General features: G+C 59.8%; 19 protein-coding genes. 18 read left to right on the top strand and 1 reads right to left on the bottom strand.

Translation table 11 applies throughout. The features are described from left to right. The first annotated feature begins 52 nt into the window (after nt 1–52). The 18 genes from HKK55_RS27545 to HKK55_RS27630 all read left to right on the top strand — a co-directional run bounded on the left by HKK55_RS27545 (nt 53) and on the right by HKK55_RS27630 (nt 22,198). Complete coding sequence (locus HKK55_RS27545; protein ID WP_155582931.1) at nt 53–1,021, top strand: ABC transporter substrate-binding protein; 969 nt, start codon at nt 53–55, stop codon at nt 1,019–1,021. Nucleotides 1,022–1,092: 71 nt separating this feature from the next. Continuing rightward, nucleotides 1,093–1,944: a proline/glycine betaine ABC transporter permease gene (locus HKK55_RS27550; RefSeq protein WP_169357465.1), complete on the top strand. Its 852-nt coding sequence runs from the start codon at nt 1,093–1,095 to the stop codon at nt 1,942–1,944. Further along, a complete protein-coding gene (locus tag HKK55_RS27555; RefSeq protein WP_169357466.1) occupies nt 1,941–2,765 on the top strand; it encodes a glycine betaine/L-proline ABC transporter ATP-binding protein in 825 nt (274 codons plus the stop codon). Before HKK55_RS27550 ends, HKK55_RS27555 begins: the two co-directional genes overlap by 4 nt. Nucleotides 2,766–3,221: 456 nt before the next feature. Then, the gene (hutH, locus tag HKK55_RS27560; RefSeq protein WP_169357467.1) at nt 3,222–4,745 is read left to right on the top strand and encodes a histidine ammonia-lyase; all 1,524 of its coding nucleotides are present in this window, start codon (nt 3,222–3,224) and stop codon (nt 4,743–4,745) included. Nucleotides 4,746–4,860: 115 nt separating this feature from the next. Beyond that, a complete protein-coding gene (gene hutH, locus HKK55_RS27565; RefSeq protein ID WP_169357468.1) occupies nt 4,861–6,399 on the top strand; it encodes a histidine ammonia-lyase in 1,539 nt (512 codons plus the stop codon). Between the two features lie 194 nt (nt 6,400–6,593). Continuing rightward, a complete protein-coding gene (locus HKK55_RS27570; RefSeq protein WP_169357469.1) occupies nt 6,594–8,003 on the top strand; it encodes an amino acid permease in 1,410 nt (469 codons plus the stop codon). 16 nt (nt 8,004–8,019) lie between these two features. After that, entirely contained in the window at nt 8,020–9,225 is a 1,206-nt protein-coding gene (hutI, locus tag HKK55_RS27575) for an imidazolonepropionase (RefSeq protein ID WP_169357470.1), read from the top strand. 29 nt (nt 9,226–9,254) lie between these two features. Further along, nucleotides 9,255–10,055 carry an N-formylglutamate deformylase gene (gene hutG / locus HKK55_RS27580; protein ID WP_169357471.1) on the top strand — a complete coding sequence of 267 codons (801 nt, stop codon included), beginning with the start codon at nt 9,255–9,257 and terminating at the stop codon, nt 10,053–10,055. A gap of 184 nt (nt 10,056–10,239) precedes the next feature. Continuing rightward, on the top strand, nt 10,240–11,187 hold the full coding sequence (locus HKK55_RS27585; RefSeq protein WP_169357472.1) for a choline ABC transporter substrate-binding protein: 948 nt from the start codon (nt 10,240–10,242) through the stop codon (nt 11,185–11,187). A gap of 157 nt (nt 11,188–11,344) precedes the next feature. Then, entirely contained in the window at nt 11,345–12,280 is a 936-nt protein-coding gene (locus tag HKK55_RS27590; RefSeq protein WP_169357473.1) for an alpha/beta hydrolase, read from the top strand. Between the two features lie 103 nt (nt 12,281–12,383). Continuing rightward, on the top strand, nt 12,384–13,355 hold the full coding sequence (gene pip / locus HKK55_RS27595; RefSeq protein WP_169357474.1) for a prolyl aminopeptidase: 972 nt from the start codon (nt 12,384–12,386) through the stop codon (nt 13,353–13,355). Next, on the top strand, nt 13,352–13,789 hold the full coding sequence (dtd, locus tag HKK55_RS27600) for a D-aminoacyl-tRNA deacylase (RefSeq protein WP_169357475.1): 438 nt from the start codon (nt 13,352–13,354) through the stop codon (nt 13,787–13,789). The genes pip and dtd overlap by 4 nt, the downstream gene beginning before the upstream one ends. A gap of 267 nt (nt 13,790–14,056) precedes the next feature. Beyond that, entirely contained in the window at nt 14,057–15,817 is a 1,761-nt protein-coding gene (locus tag HKK55_RS27605; protein WP_169357476.1) for a glucan biosynthesis protein G, read from the top strand. Next, nucleotides 15,810–18,380, top strand: coding sequence for a glucans biosynthesis glucosyltransferase MdoH (gene mdoH, locus HKK55_RS27610; protein WP_169357477.1), 2,571 nt, complete (start codon nt 15,810–15,812; stop codon nt 18,378–18,380). The genes HKK55_RS27605 and mdoH overlap by 8 nt, the downstream gene beginning before the upstream one ends. Nucleotides 18,381–18,620: 240 nt before the next feature. Then, on the top strand, nt 18,621–19,421 hold the full coding sequence (locus HKK55_RS27615; protein ID WP_169357478.1) for a transporter substrate-binding domain-containing protein: 801 nt from the start codon (nt 18,621–18,623) through the stop codon (nt 19,419–19,421). A 220-nt stretch (nt 19,422–19,641) separates the two neighbouring features. Next, the gene (locus HKK55_RS27620) at nt 19,642–20,439 is read left to right on the top strand and encodes a transporter substrate-binding domain-containing protein (RefSeq protein WP_169357479.1); all 798 of its coding nucleotides are present in this window, start codon (nt 19,642–19,644) and stop codon (nt 20,437–20,439) included. A gap of 72 nt (nt 20,440–20,511) precedes the next feature. Further along, nucleotides 20,512–21,471, top strand: coding sequence for an amino acid ABC transporter permease (locus HKK55_RS27625; protein WP_169357480.1), 960 nt, complete (start codon nt 20,512–20,514; stop codon nt 21,469–21,471). After that, nucleotides 21,464–22,198, top strand: a complete 735-nt coding sequence (locus HKK55_RS27630; RefSeq protein ID WP_088423043.1) for an amino acid ABC transporter ATP-binding protein — start codon at nt 21,464–21,466, stop codon at nt 22,196–22,198. The genes HKK55_RS27625 and HKK55_RS27630 overlap by 8 nt, the downstream gene beginning before the upstream one ends. A gap of 4 nt (nt 22,199–22,202) precedes the next feature. Here HKK55_RS27630 and HKK55_RS27635 read toward each other — a convergent pair whose 3' ends face one another. After that, nucleotides 22,203–24,110 carry a methyl-accepting chemotaxis protein gene (locus HKK55_RS27635; protein ID WP_169357481.1) on the bottom strand — a complete coding sequence of 636 codons (1,908 nt, stop codon included), beginning with the start codon at nt 24,108–24,110 and terminating at the stop codon, nt 22,203–22,205. Between the last annotated feature and the right edge of the window lie 76 nt (nt 24,111–24,186).

Below are 24,186 nucleotides of genomic sequence, written 5' to 3' on the forward strand. Positions count from 1 at the left end.
CAGGACGCCTTTTGACTGCCGTAATCCATTTCATGATTGGGAGCGTCACACAATGAAAATGAATAAGACCCTGCTGACCACGTTGTTCGCTGCAGGCTTGCTGGCCAGCGCTGGCGCCTCTCAGGCGGCAGGCTGGTGCGAGTCGGGCAAACCGGTGAAATTCGCAGGCCTGAATTGGGAAAGCGGCATGTTGCTGACGGACGTCCTGCAACTTGTGTTGGAAAAAGGCTACGACTGCAAAACTGACAGCTTGCCGGGCAACTCCATCACCATGGAAAACGCCCTGGGCAGCAATGATATTCAGATCTTCGCCGAGGAGTGGGTAGGCCGCAGCGAGGTCTGGAACAAGGCCGAGAAGGCCGGGAAAGTCGTCGGTGTCGGCGCTCCGGTGGTAGGCGCCATTGAAGGCTGGTACGTGCCGCGTTATGTGATCGAAGGCGACGCCAAACGCAAGCTGGAAGCCAAGGCGCCGGACCTGAAAACCATCGCCGACCTGGCCAAGTACTCTGCCGTGTTCAAGGACCAGGAAGAGCCATCCAAGGGCCGTTTCTACAACTGCCCGGCGGGCTGGACCTGTGAGCTGGACAACAGCGAAATGCTCAAGAGCTACGGCCTGGAAAGTACCTACACCAACTTCCGTCCAGGCACCGGCCCGGCGCTGGATGCCGCTGTGCTGTCGAGCTACAAGCGTGGCGAACCGATCCTGTTTTACTACTGGTCGCCAACGCCGCTGATGGGCCAGGTCGACCTGGTGAAGCTGGAAGAAAAACCAGGCGTGGATAAAAGCGTGACCATCAAGGTTGGTCTGTCCAAGACCTTCCACGAGCAAGCCCCAGAACTGGTGGCGGTGCTGGAGAAGGTCAACCTGCCGATCGACCTGTTGAACCAGAACCTGGCACGCATGACCAAAGAGCGAATCGAATCACCAAAACTGGCGAAAATTTTCCTCAAGGAACATCCTGAAGTCTGGCACGCATGGGTGAGCGACGACGCAGCCAAGAAAATCGACGCGGCCTTGTAGGTTGAGCGTTTTCGGTTGTCTCCACAGGCAGCCGGGCGCCCGGCCACAACCCACTGGATCGAGAGCACGATATGTTTCCTGAAAGTTTTACGTTTTCCATCGCCGATTGGGTCAACAGTTGGGTTGATTCACTGGTGACCAACTACGGCGACGTGTTCCGGCACATCTCCGACACCCTGCTATGGGCCATCGTCAACCTGGAAGGCGTGCTGCGTGCAGCGCCCTGGTGGTTGATGCTGGCGATCGTCGGCGGTATTGCCTGGCATGCCACCCGCAAAGTCGTCATGACAGCGGTGATCGTCGGCCTGCTGTTCCTGGTGGGCGCGGTCGGGCTGTGGGACAAGCTGATGCAGACCCTGGCGCTGATGATGGTGGCCACGGTGATCTCGGTGCTGATCGGTATTCCGTTGGGGATTCTTTCGGCCCGCAGCAATCGCCTGCGCTCTGTGCTGATGCCGCTGCTGGACATCATGCAAACCATGCCCAGCTTCGTGTACCTGATTCCGGTGTTGATGCTGTTCGGCCTGGGCAAGGTCCCGGCGATTTTCGCCACGGTGATCTATGCCGCGCCCCCACTGATCCGTCTGACAGACCTGGGCATTCGTCAGGTGGACGGCGAAGTCATGGAAGCCATCAACGCCTTCGGCGCCAATCGTTGGCAGCAACTGTTCGGCGTGCAATTGCCGCTGGCCCTGCCGAGCATCATGGCCGGGATCAACCAGACCACCATGATGGCGCTGTCGATGGTAGTGATTGCCTCGATGATTGGCGCTCGTGGCTTGGGTGAAGACGTGCTGGTAGGCATCCAGACCCTCAACGTTGGGCGTGGCCTTGAAGCCGGCCTCGCGATTGTGATTCTTGCAGTGGTCATCGACCGCATTACCCAGGCCTATGGTCGTCCACGGCATGAGGCGAGCAAATGACTACTGTCAGCAAGATTGAAGTCAAAAACGTATTCAAGATTTTCGGTGCTCGCTCCAAGGACGCACTGGCGCTTATCGGCCAGGGCAAGACCAAGGATCAGGTACTGGCCGAGACCGGTTGCGTGGTGGGTGTCAACGACCTGTCCCTGAGCATCGGCACCGGCGAAATCTTCGTGATCATGGGCCTGTCAGGTTCCGGCAAATCCACGTTGGTGCGTCACTTCAACCGCCTGATCGACCCGACCAGCGGCGAGATCCTGGTGGACGGCGAAGACATCCTGCAACTGGACATGGAAGCCCTGCGCCAATTCCGTCGGCACAAGATCAGCATGGTGTTCCAGAGCTTCGGCCTGCTGCCCCACAAAAGCGTGCTGGACAACGTCGCCTACGGCCTGAAAGTGCGCGGCGAAACCAAGCAAGTGTGTGCCGAACGGGCGCTGCACTGGATCGAGACCGTGGGCCTCAAGGGCTACGAAAACAAATACCCGCACCAGCTTTCCGGCGGCATGCGCCAACGGGTGGGCCTGGCCCGCGCGCTGGCGGCTGACACCGACATCATCCTGATGGACGAAGCCTTTAGTGCGCTCGACCCACTGATCCGTGCGGAGATGCAGGACCAGTTGCTGGAGCTGCAAAAGACCCTGCACAAGACCATCGTGTTCATCACCCACGACCTCGACGAGGCCGTGCGCATCGGCAACCGCATTGCGATTCTCAAGGACGGCAAGCTGATCCAGGTCGGCACCCCGCGCGAGATCCTGCATTCGCCGGCGGATGAGTATGTGGACCGCTTTGTTCAGCGGCGGGCGGCGGTGGTTTGATCCGGAATGTGTGGTGAGCCGGCTGGCCTCTTCGCGAGCAAGCCCGCTCCCACCTTTGACCTGTGTGAACCCGATCAAAAGTGGGAGCGGGCTTGCTCGCGAAGAGGCCGGTAAAGCAGCACAAGAATTCAAGTTTTCAGGAAGAGGCTCCCACATTTGACCTGTGTGAACCCGATCAAAAGTGGGAGCGGGCTTGCTCGCGAAGAGGTCGGTAAAGCAGCACAAGAATTCAAGTTTTCAGGAAGAGGCTCCCACCTTTGACCTGTGTGAACCCGATCAAAAGTGGGAGCGGGCTTGCTCGCGAAGAGGCCGGTAAAGCAGCACAAGAATTCAAGTTTTCAGGAAGAGGCTCCCACATTTGACCTGTGTGAACCCGATCAAATGTGGGAGCCGGGCTTGCCCGCGATGAGGCCGGCAAAGCTGCACAAGAATTCAGGTTTTAGGAAGAGGCTAAAGATGTCCCAGGCTGAAAAAATCATCATCGCCGACGCCCCTATGCGTTGGCAGGACGTGGTCGCCGTGGCCCGTCACGGTGCGGTCCTTGAACTGTCGGGCCAGGCCTGGGCGCGGATCGACAATGCCCAGGCCATCGTCCAGCGCATCGTCAGCAGCGGTGAACGCGCCTATGGCGTCAACACCGGCCTGGGCGCCTTGTGCAACGTCTCGCTCGAGGGCGAGCAACTGAGCCAACTGTCGCGCAATACGCTGCTTAGCCACGCCTGTGGCGTGGGGGCACCACTGAGCGACGAGCAGACTCGGGCAATCATCTGCGCTGCAATCATCAACTACAGCCACGGCAAATCCGGGCTGCACCCGCAGGTGATTCATTCGCTGCTGGCGCTGTTGAACCATGGCATCACCCCGCAGGTACCGTCCCAGGGCTCGGTGGGTTACCTGACGCATATGGCCCATATCGGCATCACGTTGCTGGGCGTCGGCACGGTCAGCTACCGGGGCCGCATCGTCCCGGTGCACGAAGCTTTGGCGGCCGAAGGTTTGCAGCCTGTGGTACTCGGCGCCAAGGACGGTCTGTGCCTGGTCAATGGCACGCCGTGCATGACTGGCCTTAGCTGCCTGGCCCTGGACGACGCGCATCGCCTGCTGCAATGGGCCGACGTGATCGGTGCCATGAGCTTCGAAGCCCAGCGCGGTCAGATCGACGCGTTCGATGAAGAAATCATCGCCCTCAAGCCACACCCGGGTATGCAGCAAGTGGGCATTAACCTGCGCGCGCTGCTGGACGGCAGTGAAGTGATTGCCACCAGTAAAGGGATTCGCACCCAGGACGCTTTGAGCATCCGTTCGATTCCCCAGGTCCACGGTGCGGCTCGTGATCAGTTGGAGCACGCCACCCGGCAGATCGAAACCGAACTCAACGGCGCCACCGACAACCCGTTGCTCCTCGGTACTGCGGACAACTATCGCGTGGTGTCTCAGGCCAACCCGCACGGGCAGTCGGTGGCATTGGCGGCCGACATGTTGGCCATTGCCATGGCGGAAATCGGCTCCATCGCCGAGCGTCGCCTGGACCGTCTGATCAACCCTCACGTCAGCGGCTTGCCGGCCTTCCTGGTGAGTAACCCCGGCGTCAACTCCGGGATGATGATCGTGCAGTACGTCGCCGCCTCGCTGTGCGGGCAAAATCGCCAACTGGCGCAACCGGCGGTGCTCGACAACTTCGTCACCTCGGGCCTGCAGGAAGATCACCTGAGCATGGGCACCAATGCTGCGCTGAAGCTGCATCAAGTGCTGGAAAACGTCACCCAGATCCTCGCCATCGAGTACCTGCTGGCGGCCCAGGCTTTCGAATTTCTCAAAGCACAACGTTTCGGCGCGGGCACTGATACCGCCTGGCGCGTGCTGCGTGAACAGGTTCCGGCTTACGACCAGGACCGTTGGTTGGCACCGGACATCGCTACATCGGCAGCGCTGCTGAAAGACACCGCCTTGCTGCAACGAACGCTACCGAATTTGCACTGAAAATTTTTCCAACAATAACCAGCGTGCCAAGCCGTCAGTCACTCAAAAAGAGGACAACGGCGGATAACGGAAGCATCCGGAGCGACTGGTAGTTAACAACACTCTCAAAAGGAGCATGAATGTGACTGCGCTAAAACTGATTCCAGGCCAACTGAGCCTTGCCCAACTGCGTGCCATCTACCAGCAGCCGGTAACCCTCAGCCTGGATGACAGCGCTTCGGCCCAGATCGAAGCCAGTGTCGCCTGTGTGGAGCAGATTCTCGCCGAGAACCGCACCGCTTACGGCATCAACACTGGTTTCGGCCTGTTGGCTTCGACCCGTATCGCCAGTGAAGACCTGGAAAACCTCCAGCGCTCCCTGGTGTTGTCCCACGCCGCCGGTGTCGGTGAACCCATCAGCGATGCGCTGGTGCGGCTGGTCATGGTGCTCAAGGTCAACAGCCTGAGCCGTGGCTTCTCCGGGATTCGCCGGCAAGTGATCGACGCGCTGATCGCCCTGATCAACGCCGAGGTGTATCCGCACATTCCCCTCAAGGGTTCGGTAGGTGCATCCGGTGACTTGGCACCTCTGGCCCACATGTCGTTGGTACTGCTGGGTGAAGGCAAGGCGCGCTACAAGGGCGAATGGATGGAGGCGACCGAAGCGCTGAAAGTCGCCGGCCTGACACCGCTGACCCTGGCCGCTAAAGAAGGCCTGGCGCTGCTCAACGGCACCCAGGTGTCCACTGCGTTTGCCTTGCGCGGCCTGTTTGAAGGCGAAGATCTGTTCGCCGGCGCCCTGGCCTGTGGCGGCTTGACGGTTGAAGCCGTGCTGGGTTCGCGTTCGCCATTTGACGCACGCATTCACGCGGCCCGCGGCCAACGCGGCCAGATCGACTCCGCAGCCGCTTACCGCGACCTGTTGGGCGAGAGCAGCGAAGTGTCCAAGTCCCACCAGAACTGCGACAAGGTTCAGGACCCGTACTCCCTGCGTTGCCAGCCGCAAGTCATGGGCGCTTGCCTGACCCAGTTCCGTCAGGCCGCCGAAGTGCTGGTGATTGAAGCCAACGCGGTTTCCGATAACCCGTTGGTGTTCGCTGCCGAAGGTGACGTGATTTCCGGCGGTAACTTCCACGCAGAACCCGTCGCCATGGCCGCTGACAACATGGCCCTGGCCATCGCTGAAATCGGCTCCCTGAGCGAGCGCCGCATCTCGTTGATGATGGACAAACACATGTCGCAACTGCCGCCGTTCCTGGTGGCCAATGGCGGCGTGAACTCAGGCTTCATGATCGCCCAGGTGACCGCAGCGGCCTTGGCCAGTGAGAACAAGGCGTTGTCCCACCCGCATAGCGTGGACAGCCTGCCGACTTCGGCCAACCAGGAAGACCACGTATCCATGGCACCGGCTGCAGGCAAGCGACTGTGGGAAATGGCGGAAAACGTGCGCGGTATTCTGGCAGTGGAATGGTTGGCGGCGTGTCAGGGCCTGGATCTTCGCGATGGTTTGAAAACCTCGCCGAAGCTGGAAAAAGCCCGTGGCATTCTGCGCAGCAAAGTGCCGTTTTATGAGAAGGACCGTTTCTTCGCGCCAGACATCAATGCTGCGAGCGAGCTGTTGGCCAGCCGTTGTTTGAATGAGCTGGTGCCGGCGAAGTTGTTGCCGAGCTTGTAAGCGCCTTGCTCAAACTGGGTCGCCAAGGTGATCCAGTGTGGGAGCTGTCGAGCTTCAGCGAGGCTGCGATGACGTCGGCACAGCTGGCATTAATGTCGCCTGACCCGCCGCTATCGCAGCCTCGCTGAAGCTCGACAGCTCCCACATGTGTTCAGCGCTTCACCTTCTCCGATAAGAACAATTAGGGACGAGAAATGCACCAGCAAGAAAAGGGTTTGAAACGCGGGCTGTCCGCCCGCCATATTCGCTTCATGGCACTGGGGTCGGCGATCGGCACCGGGCTGTTCTACGGTTCTGCCTCCGCCATCCAGATGGCGGGCCCCGCGGTGTTGCTGGCCTACCTGATCGGTGGTGCCGCCGTGTTCATGGTCATGCGCGCCCTCGGTGAAATGGCTGTACACGACCCGGTGTCCGGCTCGTTCGGCCACTACGCCAGCACCTACCTGGGACCGATGTCGGGCTTTATCCTCGGCTGGACCTACGCCTTTGAAATGATCATCGTCTGTCTGGCCGATGTCACCGCCTTCGGCATCTACATGGGCTTCTGGTTTCCCGAAGTCGCCCGCTGGGTCTGGGTGTTGGGCATCGTTCTGGTGATCGGCGGCCTGAACCTGTGCAACGTCAAAGTCTTCGGCGAAATGGAGTTCTGGCTGTCGTTGCTCAAGGTTGCGGCCATTGTGGCGATGATCCTCGGCGGTTTCGGCATCATGCTGTTCGGCATTCATTCGACGGTGGACGCACCGGCTACCGGCCTGAGCAATCTGTGGGCCCATGGTGGGTTTATGCCTAATGGCATCGGCGGTCTGATCGCCTCCTTTGCGGTGGTGATGTTTGCCTTCGGCGGGATTGAAATCATCGGCATCACCGCCGGCGAAGCCAAGGACCCGCAACGCGTGATTCCCAAGGCGATCAACGCCGTGCCGCTGCGCATCCTGTTGTTCTACGTGCTGACCCTGTTTGTGCTGATGGCGATCTATCCATGGCCGCAAATCGGCAGCCAGGGCAGCCCGTTTGTGCAGATCTTCAGCAACCTGGGCATCGGCTCGGCGGCGACCATCCTCAACATCGTGGTGATCTCAGCTGCGGTCTCGGCTATCAACAGCGACATCTTCGGCGCCGGCCGCATGATGTACGGCTTGGCCCAGCAAGGTCATGCACCCAAAGGTTTCGCCCAACTGTCGAAACAGGGCGTGCCGTGGATGACCGTGGTGGTGATGGGTGTGGCATTGCTGGGCGGCGTGGTGCTCAACTACCTGATCCCGGAAAACGTGTTCCTGGTGATCGCCTCGCTGGCGACCTTTGCTACCGTTTGGGTATGGCTGATGATCCTGGTGACTCAAGTGGCGATGCGTCGCTCGATGACCAAGGAGCAAATCGCCGAACTGAAATTCCCGGTGCCGTTCTGGCCTTACGCGCCTGCAGCGGCCATCGTGTTCATGCTGTTTATCTTCGGCGTGCTGGGTTATTTCCCGGACACCCAGGCCGCCCTTGTGGTCGGCGCCGTGTGGATTGTGCTGCTGATCGTCGCCTACCTGCTGTGGGTCAAACCTGCGGCGGGGCAAGCAGCCAAGGTTCATTACGACCCGGCTTTGACTCATCGATAACTGACGGAGACGTTGGATGAAAACGCTTTGGCAACACTGCCACGTCGCAACCATGGCCCAGGGCAAGTACTCGATCATCGAGGATGCCGCCATGGTGACGGCCGGTACGCTGATCGAGTGGATTGGCCCAAGGGCCGAGCTGCCGAGCGGCGACTACGCCCAGGTCCATGACCTGCAAGGGGCTTGGGTCACGCCGGGGCTGATCGACTGCCACACTCACACGGTGTTCGGCGGCAATCGCAGCGGTGAATTCGAGCAGCGGCTCGAAGGCGTGAGTTACGCCGAGATCGCAGCCGCGGGTGGCGGTATTGCCAGCACTGTGCGCGCCACCCGTGCCGCCAGCGAAGAGCAGTTGTTCGCCAGCGCCCACAAGCGCCTGCGCAGTTTGCTGCGTGACGGTGTGACCACGGTGGAGATCAAGTCTGGCTACGGCCTGGACTTGGCCTGCGAACGCAAGATTTTGCGGGTGATCCGGCGCTTGGGCACCGAGCTGCCGGTCAGCGTGCGTAGCACCTGCCTGGCGGCCCACGCTTTGCCGCCGGAATACGCCGATCGTGCCGATGACTACATCGAACACATCTGCCAAGAGATGCTCCCGGCCCTGGCGGCCGAGGGGCTGGTGGATGCTGTCGACGCCTTCTGCGAATACTTGGCGTTCTCCCCCGAGCAGGTAGAGCGGGTGTTTATCGTCGCGCAGCAACTGGGCCTGCCGGTGAAGCTGCATGCCGAGCAACTCTCGTCGCTGCATGGCTCCAGCCTGGCGGCGCGTTATCAGGCGCTGTCGGCGGACCACCTGGAATTCATGACTGAAGAAGACGCCATCGCCATGGCCGCTTCCGGCACTGTCGCGGTGCTGCTGCCGGGGGCGTTCTACTTCCTGCGGGAAACCCAGTTGCCGCCGATGGAGGCTCTGCGCAAGCACGGCGTGAAAATCGCCATCGCCAGCGACCTCAACCCCGGCACCTCGCCAGCCTTGTCCGTGCGCCTGATGCTGAACATGGCCTGCACTCTGTTCCGTATGACCCCGGAAGAAGCCCTGGCCGGCGCCACGCAACATGCGGCCACGGCTTTGGGCATGGGCGAGACCCATGGCTCGCTGGAAGTGGGCAAGGTCGCGGACTTCGTCGCCTGGCAGATTGATCGCCCTGCCGACCTGGCCTACTGGCTGGGTGGCGAACTGGATAAACGCGTCGTGCGCCACGGCGTCGACGTCACTGTTTAAGGCTGCCTTTGTGAATGAGGAGTATTGCTGTGGATAAGGTTCTGAACTTCAAACAAGGCCGTGTGCCGCTGCTGATCAGCATGCCCCACGCGGGCCTGCGCCTGGCGCCAGCCGTTGAGGCAGGCTTGATTCCCGAGGCGCAAAGTTTGCCGGACACTGACTGGCATATCCCCACGCTTTACGACTTTGCCGAAGAGCTGGGCGCCAGCACTTTGGCTGCCGAGTACTCGCGGTTTGTCATCGATCTCAACCGGCCCTCTGACGACAAACCGCTGTACGTCGGTGCGACCACCGGCCTGTACCCGGCGACGCTGTTCGACGGTGTGCCGTTGTTCCGCGAAGGGCTGGAGCCTTCGAAAGAAGAGCGGGCGACTTACTTGGAGCAGGTCTGGACGCCGTACCACCGTACCCTGCAAGAAGAACTGGCCCGGCTCAAGGCCGAGTTCGGCTACGCGCTGCTGTTTGATGCCCACTCGATCCGCTCGGTGATCCCGCACCTGTTCGATGGCAAGTTGCCGGACTTCAACCTCGGCACCTTCAATGGCGCTTCCTGTGATCCGCAACTGGCCAGCCAACTGGAGGCCATCTGCGCCGCTCATCCGCAGTACAGCCATGTGCTGAACGGTCGCTTCAAGGGTGGCCATATCACCCGGCACTACGGCAACCCGGCGCAGAACATTCATGCCGTGCAACTGGAACTGGGGCAATGCACGTATATGGAAGAATTTGAACCGTTCAAGTACCGGGCGGACTTGGCTGAGCCGACGCGGGTGGTGTTGAAGGAACTGCTGGAAGGGTTCCTGGCGTGGGGGCAAAAGCACTACCGGTAAGAACCGCCAGGGTCTGGGGCTGCTGCGCAGCCCAACGGGGGCAAGCCCCCTCGCCACAGTCGCCCCTGTGCAAAACCCTGTCGCCACAGGTCGCTTTCATTGAGGTTTCGCTGGGTAAGGTGTTGGGTAGGGCGCGTCAGACGCCATCCCCCGACAATAAAAACTGCCGAGTGAGACCTCTTTCATGAAAAGACTGTTCAACCGTTGTTTGTTGATCCTCACCGGCACCGCACTCCTGAGTGCCAACGCCATGGCTGCTGACCCAGCCGTCTGCAAAACTGTACGCATGGGCGTGGTCAGTTGGACCGACGTGGTGGCCACCAGCGGTGTGGCCGACGTGCTGCTCACCGGCCTCGGTTACGACAGCAAGCAAACCAGCGCCGTGCAGCAAATCATCTTTGCGGGCATCCGTGACAAGCGCCTGGACATCTTCCTCGGCTACTGGAAACCGGCGATGGACAACAACATCGCGCCGTTCCTGGCGGCCAAGCAGGTGAAGGTGTTTGATACGCCGAGCCTGTCCGACGCCCAGGCCACCTTGGCGGTGCCGCAGTACGTTTCTGACGCGGGCTTGAAAACCTTCGCTGACATCGCCCGCTTCAAGCAGCAATTGGGCGGGAAGATCTACGGCATCGAGCCGGGTAGCGGTGCCAACACCGACATCCAGAAAATGATCGACAGCAATCGCTTTGGCCTCGGAGGCTTCAAGCTGGTTGCTTCCGGCGAAGCGGGGATGCTGGCGGCGGTGCAGCGGGCGGTGAATCGCAAGGAGTTCGTGGTGTTTGTCGGTTGGACCCCGCACCCGATGAACATCAATATGAAGATGGCCTACCTGACCGGCAGCGAAGATGTCTTTGGCCCTAATGAGGGTGCGGCGACTGTCTCCACCGTTACCGCTCCGGATTACGCCGAACGTTGCCCTAACGTTAACCGTCTGCTGGAAAACCTTACGTTCACTGCGGCCCAGGAAAGCCAACTGATGGTACCGATCATGGACCGCAAGACGCCCCAGGACGTGGCCAAGCAGTGGCTGCGCGATAATCCTGAGGATTTGCAGCGTTGGCTGGCAGGCGTGACGACGCTTGACGGGAAAGATGGCGTAGCGGCCGTACAGGCCAGCCTCAAACCCTGACTCAACGAAGATCAAAATGTGGGAGCGGGCTTGCTCGCGAAGGCGGTGTATCAGTTGATACATGTGCAAGCTGACACACCGCCTTCGCGAGCAAGCCCGGCTCCCACATTGGATCTGTGGTGGCTGTTAAATCTTTGTCTTCAGGACGATCTCTTGCATGTCCCATTACCCGATATCACAGCAACTCTCAGCCTTTGTTGAAAAAACCGAATCCTTCACCAGCGCCGATACCTCCCTGACCGGTTTGCGCCAGGGTTACGACCGTATGTGCCGAGCCTTCACCCCGGGCCAACCCGAAGGGTTGCGGGTATCAGACTTTTCCTTGGCAGGTGTCGGTGTTCGCGGCTATCAACCGTCAGCACCAACGCCTCCCAACGGTTGGCCCTGCATCCTTTATATGCACGGCGGCGGCTGGGTAGTCGGTGGCTTGGACTCCCATGACTTCATCTGCCTTGAACTGGCCAGCACGTTACAGGTTCTGGTGATCGCCATTGATTACAGGCTTGCCCCCGAGCATCCGTTTCCAGCCGCGTACGACGATTGCCGGGCGGTCTGGCAGGCCATTCAGGTGGGCGAAGCGCCTTGTCACGTCGACCTCCAGCGGCTGGTGGTTGCTGGCGATAGCGCGGGTGGCAACCTCGCGGCAGCCTTGTGCCTAGGCCTGCGAGATGACCGGCAACCGCTGCCACGGGCCCAGGTGCTGATCTATCCAGGCCTGGGCGGCGCTGCCGACTTGCCCTCCCGGCGCGATTGCTTCGATGCTCCACTGCTCAGCACCAGCGACACCGAGTGTTACCTGACGCTCTATCTGCGGGGGGCGGGAAAACCGTCGCCTTACGCCATGCCGCTGCTGGCCGAGGACTTCAGTGGTTTGCCACCGGCGCTGATCGCCGTGGCGCAATTCGACCCGTTGCGTGATGACGGCATGCTCTACGCCGAACGCCTGCAAGGGGCAGGCGTGGCCGCCACGCTGTATCCGGGAAAAGGCCTGGTTCATGGCTGTTTGCGAGCGAGGGGGCAGGTGGGCGAGGTGGATCGGCTGTACGAATACCTGCTGGGCTACCTGCGCGAGGTTCTGTTGACGCAGGTCTGAAGCGTCAAGGACATGCTCATTGCACGATTCGGGTTTATGATGCCAGACGGCAAAATATTAGATGTCCCCCCAGGGATGAACTCGACCCCTTACGGAGCGCGCAATGCAGACTTTGTACCCGCAGATCAAACCCTACGCCCGGCACGATCTGGCCGTCGATGAAACCCATTTGCTGTATGTCGACGAAAGCGGTTCCCCGGAAGGTTTGCCCGTTGTGTTCATTCACGGTGGCCCCGGTGCCGGGTGCGACGCCAACAGCCGCTGCTATTTCGATCCCAACCTGTACCGCATTGTCACTTTTGATCAGCGCGGCTGCGGGCGCTCCACTCCACGGGCGAGTTTGGAAAACAACACCACCTGGGATCTGGTAGCCGACCTTGAGCGGATTCGCGAGCACCTGGGTATCGAAAAGTGGGTGCTGTTCGGCGGCTCCTGGGGTTCGACCCTGGCCTTGGCCTACGCGCAAACCCATCCAGAGCGCGTGCATGGCCTGATCGTGCGTGGCATTTTCCTTGCTCGGCCCCAGGATATTCAGTGGTTCTACCAGGCTGGCGCCAGCCGCCTGTTCCCGGATTACTGGCAAGACTACCTCGCGCCAATTCCCCAGGAAGAGCGCCACGACCTGCTCAGCGCCTACCACAAGCGCCTGACCGGTAACGACCAGATTGCCCAGATGCACGCCGCCAAGGCGTGGTCCACCTGGGAAGGCCGCATGTTGGGCCTGTGCCCGAACCCACAGTTGATCGAGCGGTTTTCCGAGCCCCAGCGCGCCTTGTCGATTGCCCGTATCGAATGCCACTACTTCACCAACAACTCGTTCCTTGAACCGAACCAGTTGATTCGCGACATGCACAAGATCGCCCATTTGCCTGGCGTAATCGTGCATGGCCGCTACGATATGATCTGCCCGTTGGATAATGCTTGGGAGTTGCATCAGGCTTGGCCCAACAGCGAGCTGCAGATTATCCGCGAGGCCGGCCATGCGGCTTCCGAGCCTGGAATCACCGATGCGCTAGTGCGTGCGGCGAGTGAAATGGCACGACGCCTGCTTGATCTACCGCCTGAAGAAGCATGAAAGGGCTTTTGCAACGGGTGCGAGGCGCCCGGGTCGAGGTAGAAGGGGAGGTTGTGGGGTCGATTGACCAGGGTTTGCTGGTGCTGGTGGCCGTGGAACCTTCAGATACCCAGGCTTGTGCCGACAAACTGCTGCACAAGCTGCTTAACTATCGGGTGTTCAGCGACGACGAGGGCAAGATGAACCTGTCTTTGAAGGACATTGGTGGCGGTTTGCTGCTGGTGTCGCAGTTCACGTTAGCCGCAGACACCAAGAGCGGCCTGCGCCCCAGCTTTTCCACGGCGGCTCCACCGGCCTTGGGAGAGGCACTTTTCGACTACCTGCTGTTACAAGCGCAACAATTGCATGGCAAGGTGGCGTCGGGGCGTTTTGGCGCGGATATGCAGGTGCATTTGGTCAATGATGGGCCGGTCACCTTCCTGTTACAGACCTGAATGTACTAAAAACGACTTTTAATGCCTAAAAACACAGGTTTTCGCTACAAATACTTCGCTACCCCTGATGCGTTGTCTCTCGGGCTACTAGATAATCGCGCGCTACGGGGATCAGCGTTGTTTGGTCCATTTTTGACTTAAGTAGAGCCTTGTCCGACAGCCTTTGGGGAATCATTTAGCCTCATCGGAGTCGGAACATTGCTCGCCAACCTGGCATATAGATAGCTGGCCGTTGGTTTTTTGATCTGTTTTCGGCGAGGGTTGCTCGTGATTGTTAGTCCCTGTAATGCACCAAAATTGTCTGCCAAACGGTTACGAAATGCACTGGTAACGGGCTCTGCCCTGTTTTGCCTGTTCGGCGCCGGTCAACTGTGGGCATTCAGTCTGGATGATGTGTCGGCCAAGGCAAAAGAGCTGGCCGGGCAGAAATACGAAGCCCCGCGCAGCAATTTGCCAAACGAATTCCGCGAAATGAAATTCGCTGATTACCAAAAAATTCGTTTCCGCAATGAGAAAGCCGAGTGGGCCGATCAGAAAACCCCGTTCAAATTGTCCTTCTATCACCAGGGTATGCACTTCGATACACCGGTGAAGATCAACGAAGTGACCGCCGACAGCGTCCAGGAAATCAAGTACGACCCCGCTCGTTTCGATTTCGGCGACGTCAAGTTTGATCCCAAGTCTACCGAACAGCTGGGTTATGCCGGCTTTCGCGTCCTGTACCCGATCAACAAGGACGATAAGCAAGACGAAATCATGACCATGCTCGGCGCCAGCTACTTCCGCGTCGTCGGCAAAGATCAGGTCTATGGCCTGTCTGCGCGTGGCATGGCCATCGATACCGCCTTGCCGTCCGGCGAAGAGTTCCCGCGGTTTACCGAGTTCTGGATCGAGCGTCCAAAACCGGGCGACAAGCATCTGGTGATCTTCGCCCTGCTGGATTCTCCGCGGGCCACTGGCGCCTATCGTCTGATCTTGCGTCCGGGCACCGACACCGTGGTCGACGTCAAATCCCAGATGTTCCTGCGTGACAAAGTCACCAAGCTGGGCATCGCTCCGCTGACCAGCATGTACCTGTTCGGCGCCAACCAGCCGTCCAAGGTCCTCAACTACCGTCGTGAACTGCACGATTCCAGCGGTCTGTCGATCCATGCCGGTAACGGCGAGTGGATCTGGCGCCCACTGAACAACCCTAAACACCTGTCTGTCAGCAACTTCACCGTGGAAAACCCACGTGGTTTCGGCCTGCTGCAACGCGGTCGCAACTTCAGCCACTACGAAGACCTCGACGACAACTACGACAAGCGTCCAAGTGCCTGGATCGAGCCTGAGGGCGACTGGGGCAAAGGTTCTGTCGACCTGGTGGAAATCCCGACCGCCGATGAAACCAACGACAACATCGTTGCCTTCTGGAGCCCGGAAACACTGCCAGAGCCAGGCAAACCGCTGGATGTCAGCTACCGCCTGCACTGGACCCTGGACGACGCTGCCTACCACTCGCCTGACAGTTCCTGGGTCAAGCAGACCCTGCGCTCGACCGGCGACGTCAAACAGTCGAACCTGATTCGCCAGCCGGATGGCAGCGTGGCTTACCTGGTTGATTTCGAAGGCCCTGCTCTCAAGAAGTTGCCGGCTGATGCTCCGGTTCGTAGCCAGGTCAGCGTCGGTGACAACGCCGAGATCGTTGAAAACAGCGTTCGCTACAACCCGCACACTCAAGGTTGGCGCCTGACCCTGCGTCTGAAGATCAAGGACGCGGGCAAGCCTACCGAGATGCGTGCAGCCCTGGTGCAGGACATCGTCAAGCCTGAGCCAGAGAAGGCTTCGAGCCAGGTGCTCAAGGCTGACAAGGTCTTGGCCAAGCAGCACGAGAAACAGGCCAAGAAAGAAGCCAAGGAAGCTAAAGACGCCAAGGACAAGGATGCCAAGCAGCCAGAAGCGGCTGCCCCAGCCACAACACCAGAACCGAACAAGACCGAACAAGTCCTGAGCGAGACCTGGAGCTATCAGTTGCCTGCCGATGAGTAATTCCCAAGCCCAACCAGAGACTCTTGCCGAGTACCTGGCGCACCTCCCGATGACTGATGAGCAGCGCGCCGAATTGGCGGGCTGCACGTCCTTCACCGAACTGCACGAGCGTCTGTCGTCGGCCACCTTCGATGCGCCTGTCGACGCTGCCCAAGCGTCGGTGGGCCGTCGTCTGACCCTCAACAGCGCCGAAGAGCTGCAAGATGCCGAAATGCTGGCGCTGGACGCCAGTGGTCGGGTCTGCCTCAAGGCCACGCCGCCGATCCGTCGGACCAAGGTGGTGCCTGAACCGTGGCGTACCAATATTCTGGTCCGTGGCTGGCGTCGCCTGACCGGTCGCACCAATCCTCCGGCGCCGCCGAAGGACGAACGTGTGTTGCCGGCTGCTCGCTGGCGCACCGTCGGTTCGATTCGTCGCTATATCCTGCTGGTGTTGATGCTCGGTCAGACCATCGTCGCGGGTTGGTACATGAAAGGCATCATGCCTTACCAGGGCTGGTCCTTCGTCGACCTGGACGAGATCCGCAATCAGACCTTGCTGCAGACGGCCACCCAGGTGCTGCCTTATGCCCTGCAAACCAGCATCCTGATTCTGTTCGGGATTTTGTTCTGCTGGGTCTCGGCTGGTTTCTGGACCGCACTGATGGGCTTCCTGGAACTACTGACCGGTCACGATAAATACCGTATTTCCGGGAAAAGTGCCGGTAACGAGCCGATCGCGAAAGAAGCGCGCACTGCCTTGGTCATGCCGATCTGCAACGAAGACGTGCCCCGGGTATTTGCCGGCTTGCGCGCGACCTTCGAGTCGGTTGCCGCTACCGGTGACCTGGATCGCTTCGACTTCTTCGTCCTCAGTGACAGTAACGAGGCCGATATCTGTATCGCCGAGCAGCAAGCCTGGCTCGACGTCTGCCGTGAAGCGGGTGGTTTCGGCAAGATTTTCTATCGTCGCCGTCGCCGTCGCGTCAAACGCAAGAGTGGCAACCTCGACGACTTCTGCCGTCGTTGGGGCGGTGACTACAAGTACATGGTGGTCCTCGACGCCGACAGCGTAATGAGCGGCGAATGCTTGACCAGCCTGGTGCGCTTGATGGAAGCCACGCCGGACGCCGGGATCATCCAGACCGCGCCGCGGGCGTCGGGCATGGACACCCTGTATGCGCGCATGCAGCAGTTTGCCACTCGCGTTTATGGCCCGCTGTTCACCGCCGGCCTGCACTTCTGGCAGTTGGGTGAATCCCACTACTGGGGGCACAACGCTATTATCCGCATGAAGCCGTTTATCGAGCACTGCGCCTTGGCGCCGTTGCCGGGTAAAGGTGCGTTTGCGGGTGCGATTCTCTCCCACGACTTCGTTGAAGCAGCGCTGATGCGCCGTGCCGGCTGGGGTGTGTGGATTGCCTACGATTTGCCGGGCAGCTACGAAGAGTTACCGCCGAACCTGCTGGACGAACTCAAGCGTGACCGTCGCTGGTGCCACGGTAACCTGATGAACTTCCGCCTGTTCCTGGTCAAGGGCATGCACCCGGTGCACCGCGCGGTGTTCCTGACCGGGGTGATGTCGTACCTGTCGGCGCCGCTGTGGTTCTTCTTCCTGGTGCTGTCGACGGCACTGCTGGCGGTCAACACGCTGATGGAGCCGCAGTACTTTATGGCGCCACGGCAGTTGTACCCGCTGTGGCCGCAATGGCATCCGGACAAGGCGGTGGCGCTGTTCTCCACCACTGTCGTGCTGCTGTTCCTGCCTAAATTGCTGAGCATCATCCTGATCTGGGCCAAGGGCGCGAAAGAGTTCGGCGGCAAGTTCAAGGTGACCCTGTCGATGCTGCTGGAGATGTTGTTCTCCATGCTGCTGGCGCCGGTGCGGATGATTTTCCACACTCGCTTCGTGCTCGCCGCGTTCCTCGGCTGGGCTGCGACCTGGAACTCGCCACAGCGTGACGACGACTCCACGCCATGGAGTGAAGCGGTCAAGCGTCACGGCCCACAGACCTTGCTCGGTTTTTTCTGGGCACTGTTGGTGGTGTGGTTGAACCCAAGCTTCTTGTGGTGGTTGGTGCCGATTGTCGGTTCGCTGATGCTGTCGATCCCGGTGTCGGTAATCTCAAGCCGGGTCAAGCTGGGCCTCAAGTCTCGCGATGAGAGCCTGTTCCTGATCCCTGAGGAGTACAACCCGCCCCAGGCGCTACTGTCGACCGACCAGTACACCCACGAAAACCGTTGGCACGCGCTCAATGACGGCTTTGTGCGGGCGGTGGTCGATCCTCAGCAGAATGCCCTGGCCTGTGCCCTGGCGACTTCCCGTCATGGTCAGGCCGAGCCGATTGAGTGGCTGCGCGTCGAGCGTGTTCGTCATGCGTTGAAAGTCGGCCCCGCCGGCCTCAACAACGGCGAGCGCCTGGCCTTACTCAGCGATCCGGTCGCCCTGGCTCGCTTGCATGAACAGGTTTGGAGCGAAGGTCACGCTGAGTGGTTGGCTGCCTGGCGTGAGTCGGTCAAGGCCGATCCTCATGCGCCATTGCTGCCTCTGAAACCGCAGTCGTCCCAGGCCCTGCCAGCCTGAATCTGACGCCCCCGAGCTAACGTCTCGGGGGCGTTCGATAGCCCCTTCCTACGGTGTTTTTCCCTTCTGTTTCATTGCGCCAAGCCCTTGTTATTTCGAAACAAAAGTCCCTCGTCTGGCCCGTACTTCCCGGCAGGGGAGTGGGTTAGGATCGCCCCCAAAATCTGACTCGTCTTTTCCTGTTTTGCACTGAGGGTGCGGGGACAGGTGCGCGAGTGCTTAATGGAATAGGGGCATTTGATGATCAAAAGGTATTTGTCGGCGCTGCTGCTTGGCATTGTTGTGCTTTCCCACGGCGGCCTGGCGCTGGCGGGTGCGATTGATGAGGCCGTCCGGCGTGGGGTGCTGAAAGTCGGGACTGATCCCACTTATGTGCCTTTCGAAATGACCGATAAGCGGGGCCGTGTCGTCGGTTTTGAAATCGATCTGCTGCGAGAGATGAGCAAGTCCCTGGGGGTGAAGCTGGAGTTGGTAACGGTGGCTTACACGGAGTTGCTTCCAGGGCTGATGGCCAACCAGTTCGACATGATTGGCAGCGGCATGACCGTGACCCAGGAGCGCAACCTCGCGCTCAATTTCAGTGATTCGTTCATCATCGTCGGGCAGACGGTACTGTTTCATCCTCGGTTGGCAGGCAAGGTGGGTAGCATCGAAGACTTGAACGAAGCGGGGTATCGGATCGTTGCAACCGAAGGCACCACGGGGGAGGCGGCGGCCAAACGGTTTCTTGGCACTGCACAACTGAACAGTTTTCCAACACCGGAAGAGGGTGTTAGCCAGGTGGTCGAGGGCAAGGCCGACGCCTTTATCCATGACGCGCCCTATAACCTGATCGCCATCGCCAGGCCGGAAAACAGCCAACTGTTGGCGTTGGAGCAACCGTTCACCTACGAGCCCCTGGCGTTTGGCCTGAAAAAAGGCGATTACGACAGCCTCAACTGGATCAATCACTTTCTCAACCAGATTGCCCAGGATGGCACCTACGATCGCCTGCACGACAAATGGTTCAAGGACACGGATTGGCTGGCGGAAATTGATTGAAGGTCATAACTACTTACACATCTGGAGAGGCTTGAGCACCTGCAGCGAACGGTCTACCCACGCTGTCTGCGCTGTATTTGTGGGGTTTTTCTGTCATATCCGCCAACAAACGTGGGCTAGACCTTTGTGCTATTGGGCGAGTGGGTTAGCATCGCACCCCGAAATGGTGCAGCCCTTTGCGCACCGACCTCACAATAAAATGAGTTCAGGGGACTTGATGATGAAAAAGTATCTTTCGATGCTGCTGCTTGGCGTCTCGGCGCTGGTGGCGGTCAATGCGGCGCACGCTGGTGCCATCGATGATGCCGTCAAGCGCGGGACACTGAAAGTCGGCATGGATCCGACCTACATGCCCTTCCAGATGACCAACAAACGCGGTGAAATCATCGGCTTTGAAGTCGACATCCTCAAGGCCATGGCCAAGTCCATGGGTGTCAAGTTCGAGCCGATCTCCACCGGCTATGACGGCATCATCCCGGCGTTGCTGACCAACAAGTTCGACATGATCGGCAGCGGCATGACCCTGACCCAGGAGCGCAACCTGCGCCTGAACTTCAGCGAACCCTTCATCGTCGTTGGCCAGACCCTGCTGATTCGCAAGGAACTGGAAGGCACCATCAAGTCCTACAAAGACCTGAACGATGAGAAGTACCGCCTGACGTCCAAGCTTGGCACCACAGGTGAGATGGTCGCCAAAAAGCTGATCGCCAAAGCCAAGTACCACGGCTACGACAACGAGCAGGAAGCGGTGCTCGACGTGGTTAACGGCAAGGCTGATGCCTTCGTCTATGACGCGCCGTATAACGTGGTCGCAGAGAAAAAAGTCGGCAACGGCAAGTTGGTATTCCTTGAAGAACCGTTCACCTTCGAACCCTTGGCGTTCGGGTTGAAGAAAGGCGATTACGACAGCATCAACTTCATCAACAACTTCCTGCACCAGATCCGTAACGACGGCACCTACGATCGCATTCATGACAAGTGGTTCAAGAGCTCCGAGTGGCTCAAGGACATGGAATAAAGCTGACCTGTGGCGAGGGGCAAGCCCCCTCGCCACAGAGGGGCACGCCTCGATCTTGATGGATGTTGAGCAATGAAACAGAAAAAAGCCCAATGGCCCTGGCACCTGCTGACGGTGGTCGTGTTGGTTGGCCTGGCTGGCGCCTTGTATTACGCCACCTCGCTGATGTCCTACGAATGGCGCTGGAACCGCGTGCCGCAGTACTTCGCCTATCAGGCCGAAGAGTCCCAGCGTGCAGCGGATATTTCCACCGTCGTTGAACTGGTACGCAAAGGCGATGTGGCCGAAGTCACCCTGCGTAATGACGCGGGTGTCGAACAGCACCTGACTGTTGCCGACAACAGCCTGCAAGTAGCGCGCGGTGACGATGTGGCTGAAGGCGACGTGGTGGGTGTGAACCGGCATTGGGCGTTGGGCCCGCTGATGTGGGGCTTGTGGACCACCTTATGGCTGTCGGTGGTGTCCGGTATTCTCGGCCTGGCGATTGGCCTGGCCACCGGTTTGTGTCGTTTGTCCAGTAACCCGACCTTGCGGGATTTATCGACGATCTACGTTGAACTGGTGCGCGGTACGCCGCTATTGGTGCAGATTTTCATTTTCTACTTCTTCATCGGCACGGTGCTGAACCTGTCCCGGGAATTCGCCGGGATCGCCGCCTTGTCGCTGTTTACCGGCGCCTACGTGGCAGAAATCATTCGCGCCGGGGTGCAGTCGATTGCCCGTGGCCAGAACGAAGCTGCCCGCTCCCTGGGTTTGAGTGCCGGCCAGTCAATGCGCCATGTGGTAATGCCGCAAGCGCTCAAGCGTGTGCTGCCGCCGCTGGCCGGGCAATTCATCAGCCTGGTGAAGGACACCTCCCTGGTGTCGGTCATCGCCATTACCGAACTGCTCAAGAGCGGACGCGAAGTGATCACCACCTCGTTCTCGCCGTTTGAAATCCTGTTCTGCGTTGCAGGCCTGTACCTGCTGATCAACCTGCCGCTGTCGAAAATCGCCAGTCGGCTTGAGCGGAGGCTCGCGCAAAGTGATTGAAGTCCGCGATCTGGTAAAAGTCTTCGACACCCGTGGGCACGTGGTCCGTGCGGTGGATAACGTCACCACTCAGGTGGCCAAGGGCGAAGTGCTGGTAGTGATCGGTCCGTCCGGCTCCGGCAAGTCGACCTTCCTGCGCTGCCTCAATGGCCTGGAGGAGTTCGACTCTGGCTCGGTGAGCATCGACGGCTTGCAATTGGCCGACCCGAAAACCGATGTGAATGCCTACCGCCGTGAAGTCGGTATGGTGTTCCAGCATTTCAACCTGTTTCCGCACATGACCGTGCTGGAAAACCTCTGTCTCGCGCAAAAGGTTGTGCGCAAGCGCGGCAAGAAAGAGCGTGAAGCCAAGGCCTTGGCCTTGCTGGAAAAGGTCGGGATTGCCCAGAAAGCCAATGAGTTTCCGTCGCGGCTTTCCGGTGGTCAGCAGCAGCGCGTCGCCATTGCCCGGGCGTTGGCCATGGAACCCAAGGTGATGCTGTTCGACGAACCCACCTCGGCGCTGGACCCGGAAATGGTTGGCGAAGTACTGGACGTCATGAAGACCCTGGCCCTGGAAGGTATGACCATGGTCTGCGTGACCCACGAAATGGGCTTTGCCCGGGAAGTGGCGGATCGGGTGCTGTTCTTCGATCACGGCAAGCTGCTGGAAGACGCCGCCCCGGCGCAGTTCTTCGATGCACCTAAGGATCCACGGGCCCAGGCGTTTTTGCGCCAGGTCCTGTAACGGTTCACACCTTGAACCTGCCCACCCACACCTGCAACTGCGCTCCCAGCCGTGCCAGTTCCACACTGGCCTCGGCGGTCTCCTGACTCGCGGCTGAGGTCTGCTCCGACACATCCTTGACCTTCAGTACACTGCGGTTGATTTCCTCGGCGACGGCTGTTTGCTCCTCGGCGGCGGCGGCGATCTGCGGGTTCATCTCCTGGATCACCGACACGGTGCGGGTGATACTGGAAAGGGCGTCGCCGGCGCGTCGAGTCAGTTCGACGCTGTTGTCGGTGAGGTTGCGGCTGTTGTCCATGATGTCTGCAACCTGCTGCGTGCCCCTGTGCAGGCTGCCAATCAACTCTTCGATTTCCTCGGCTGATTGCTGCGTGCGTTGCGCCAAACTGCGTACTTCATCGGCCACCACCGCAAAGCCCCGACCCGCTTCACCAGCGCGAGCCGCCTCAATCGCCGCATTGAGCGCCAGCAGATTGGTCTGTTCCGAGACGGACTTGATCACCTCCAATACGCTGCCAATCTTCTGGCTCTCCTGTTTCAGGCCTTGCATGGCTTGACTGGAACGGGCCATCTCCTGGGCCAGGTGCTCGATATGAGCAATGGCTTCAGCCACCACCTGATCACCCATGCCCGCCTGCCGGTCAGCTTCGGTGGCAGCCGCTGAGGCTTGTTCGGCATGGCGCGCGACCTCCTGGGATGTGGCGAGCATTTGGTTCATCGCGGTGGCGACCTGTTCGGTTTCCTGTTTCTGGTCGTTGATTCCGCTTCGGGTCTGTTTGGTCACGGCAGACAACTGCTCGGCGGCACTGGCAATTTGCCGGGCGCTGTCGCTGATGCCGCCGATCAAGCCCCGCAGGTTGACGGTCATTTGCCCGATACTGCGTTGCAACTGCCCCAGTTCATCCCGGCGCGTGGTCTGGACGTCGTGGCTGAGGTCGCCCTGGGCGATCCGATTGGCGGTCAGCAGGGCATGGCGCAGCGGTATGACGATCTGCCCGGAGATCAGCCACGCGGCCAGGGCGCCTACCAGCAGGGCTGCGGCGGTGACATTGAGCATCAGGGTGCGGGCCAGGTCTGCTTCTTTGTCACGTTGTTCGGTCTGGTACTGGCTCAGCAGGTCGCTTTGCTTGAGCAATTGATCCAGCCATTGCTCCAGTTGGTTCTGAGTAGTTTCGGTGGTGACCTGAGCGTCCTTGAGGCGGGTCAGTTGGATGCGGTAATCGGACTCGGCACTTTTAAGCGCAGTTGTGTCCACCGGCAGCGTCGCAACCGCCGCCAGTGAGCTGTCGAGTGCCTGGAGTGCGCCGGTGACGGCTTGTCCATAGGCATCCAGCGAGGCGGCCGCCCAGGCGGGGCTCTGGGCGCTGTCTTCGGCTCTTTCCATGGCTTGGCGCAGGTGTTCAATAGCGTCCAGCGCCTTCTCATCGTCCTGGTTGGGCAGGTCACTGGCCAACTGTGCGAGGGTGTCGCTGGCCTGGAGGGAGCTGTGTTTGAGCTGCGCACGTGTGCTTTCACGTTGTTCAATCAGGTTGGGCAGGCCGCCTAGAGCGGTTTTGAAGCTAGCCGTCAGACGGGTCGAGTCGTGTACTTGCTGCAGGCTGGCCGGGTGTTTCAGTCGGTCGGAGAGCTCGGCGAGGTAGTGGTCGATCTTCTCCATTTGCAGGCCAATCCTGGCCAGGCTTGCCGGGTCATTCAGGGTGCGGTAGACAATCCGGTCGGCGCGCAACTCCTCGCTCGTCACGGCCAATTGGGAAAGGACGGTCAATGATTGCGAGCGAAAGAGTGAGGCGTTCAAGGCTTGCCAGCCCGTCAGGGCAATAGCCAGGCTCAGTGCCAATACCAGGGCGAAACCGAGGATGAGTTTGAGGGTGACGCTGGTGTTGCCTAATACGCGGGTCAGTGGACGAAACATGGTGAGCCTCCAACGAATCAAAGAGAGCGTTTCGACAGTCCGGCTGACGCGGGTCAGGGGAGTTGAAACGCTACTT

The sequence above is a fragment of the Pseudomonas sp. ADAK18 genome, assembly GCF_012935695.1.
GTDB lineage: Bacteria > Pseudomonadota > Gammaproteobacteria > Pseudomonadales > Pseudomonadaceae > Aquipseudomonas.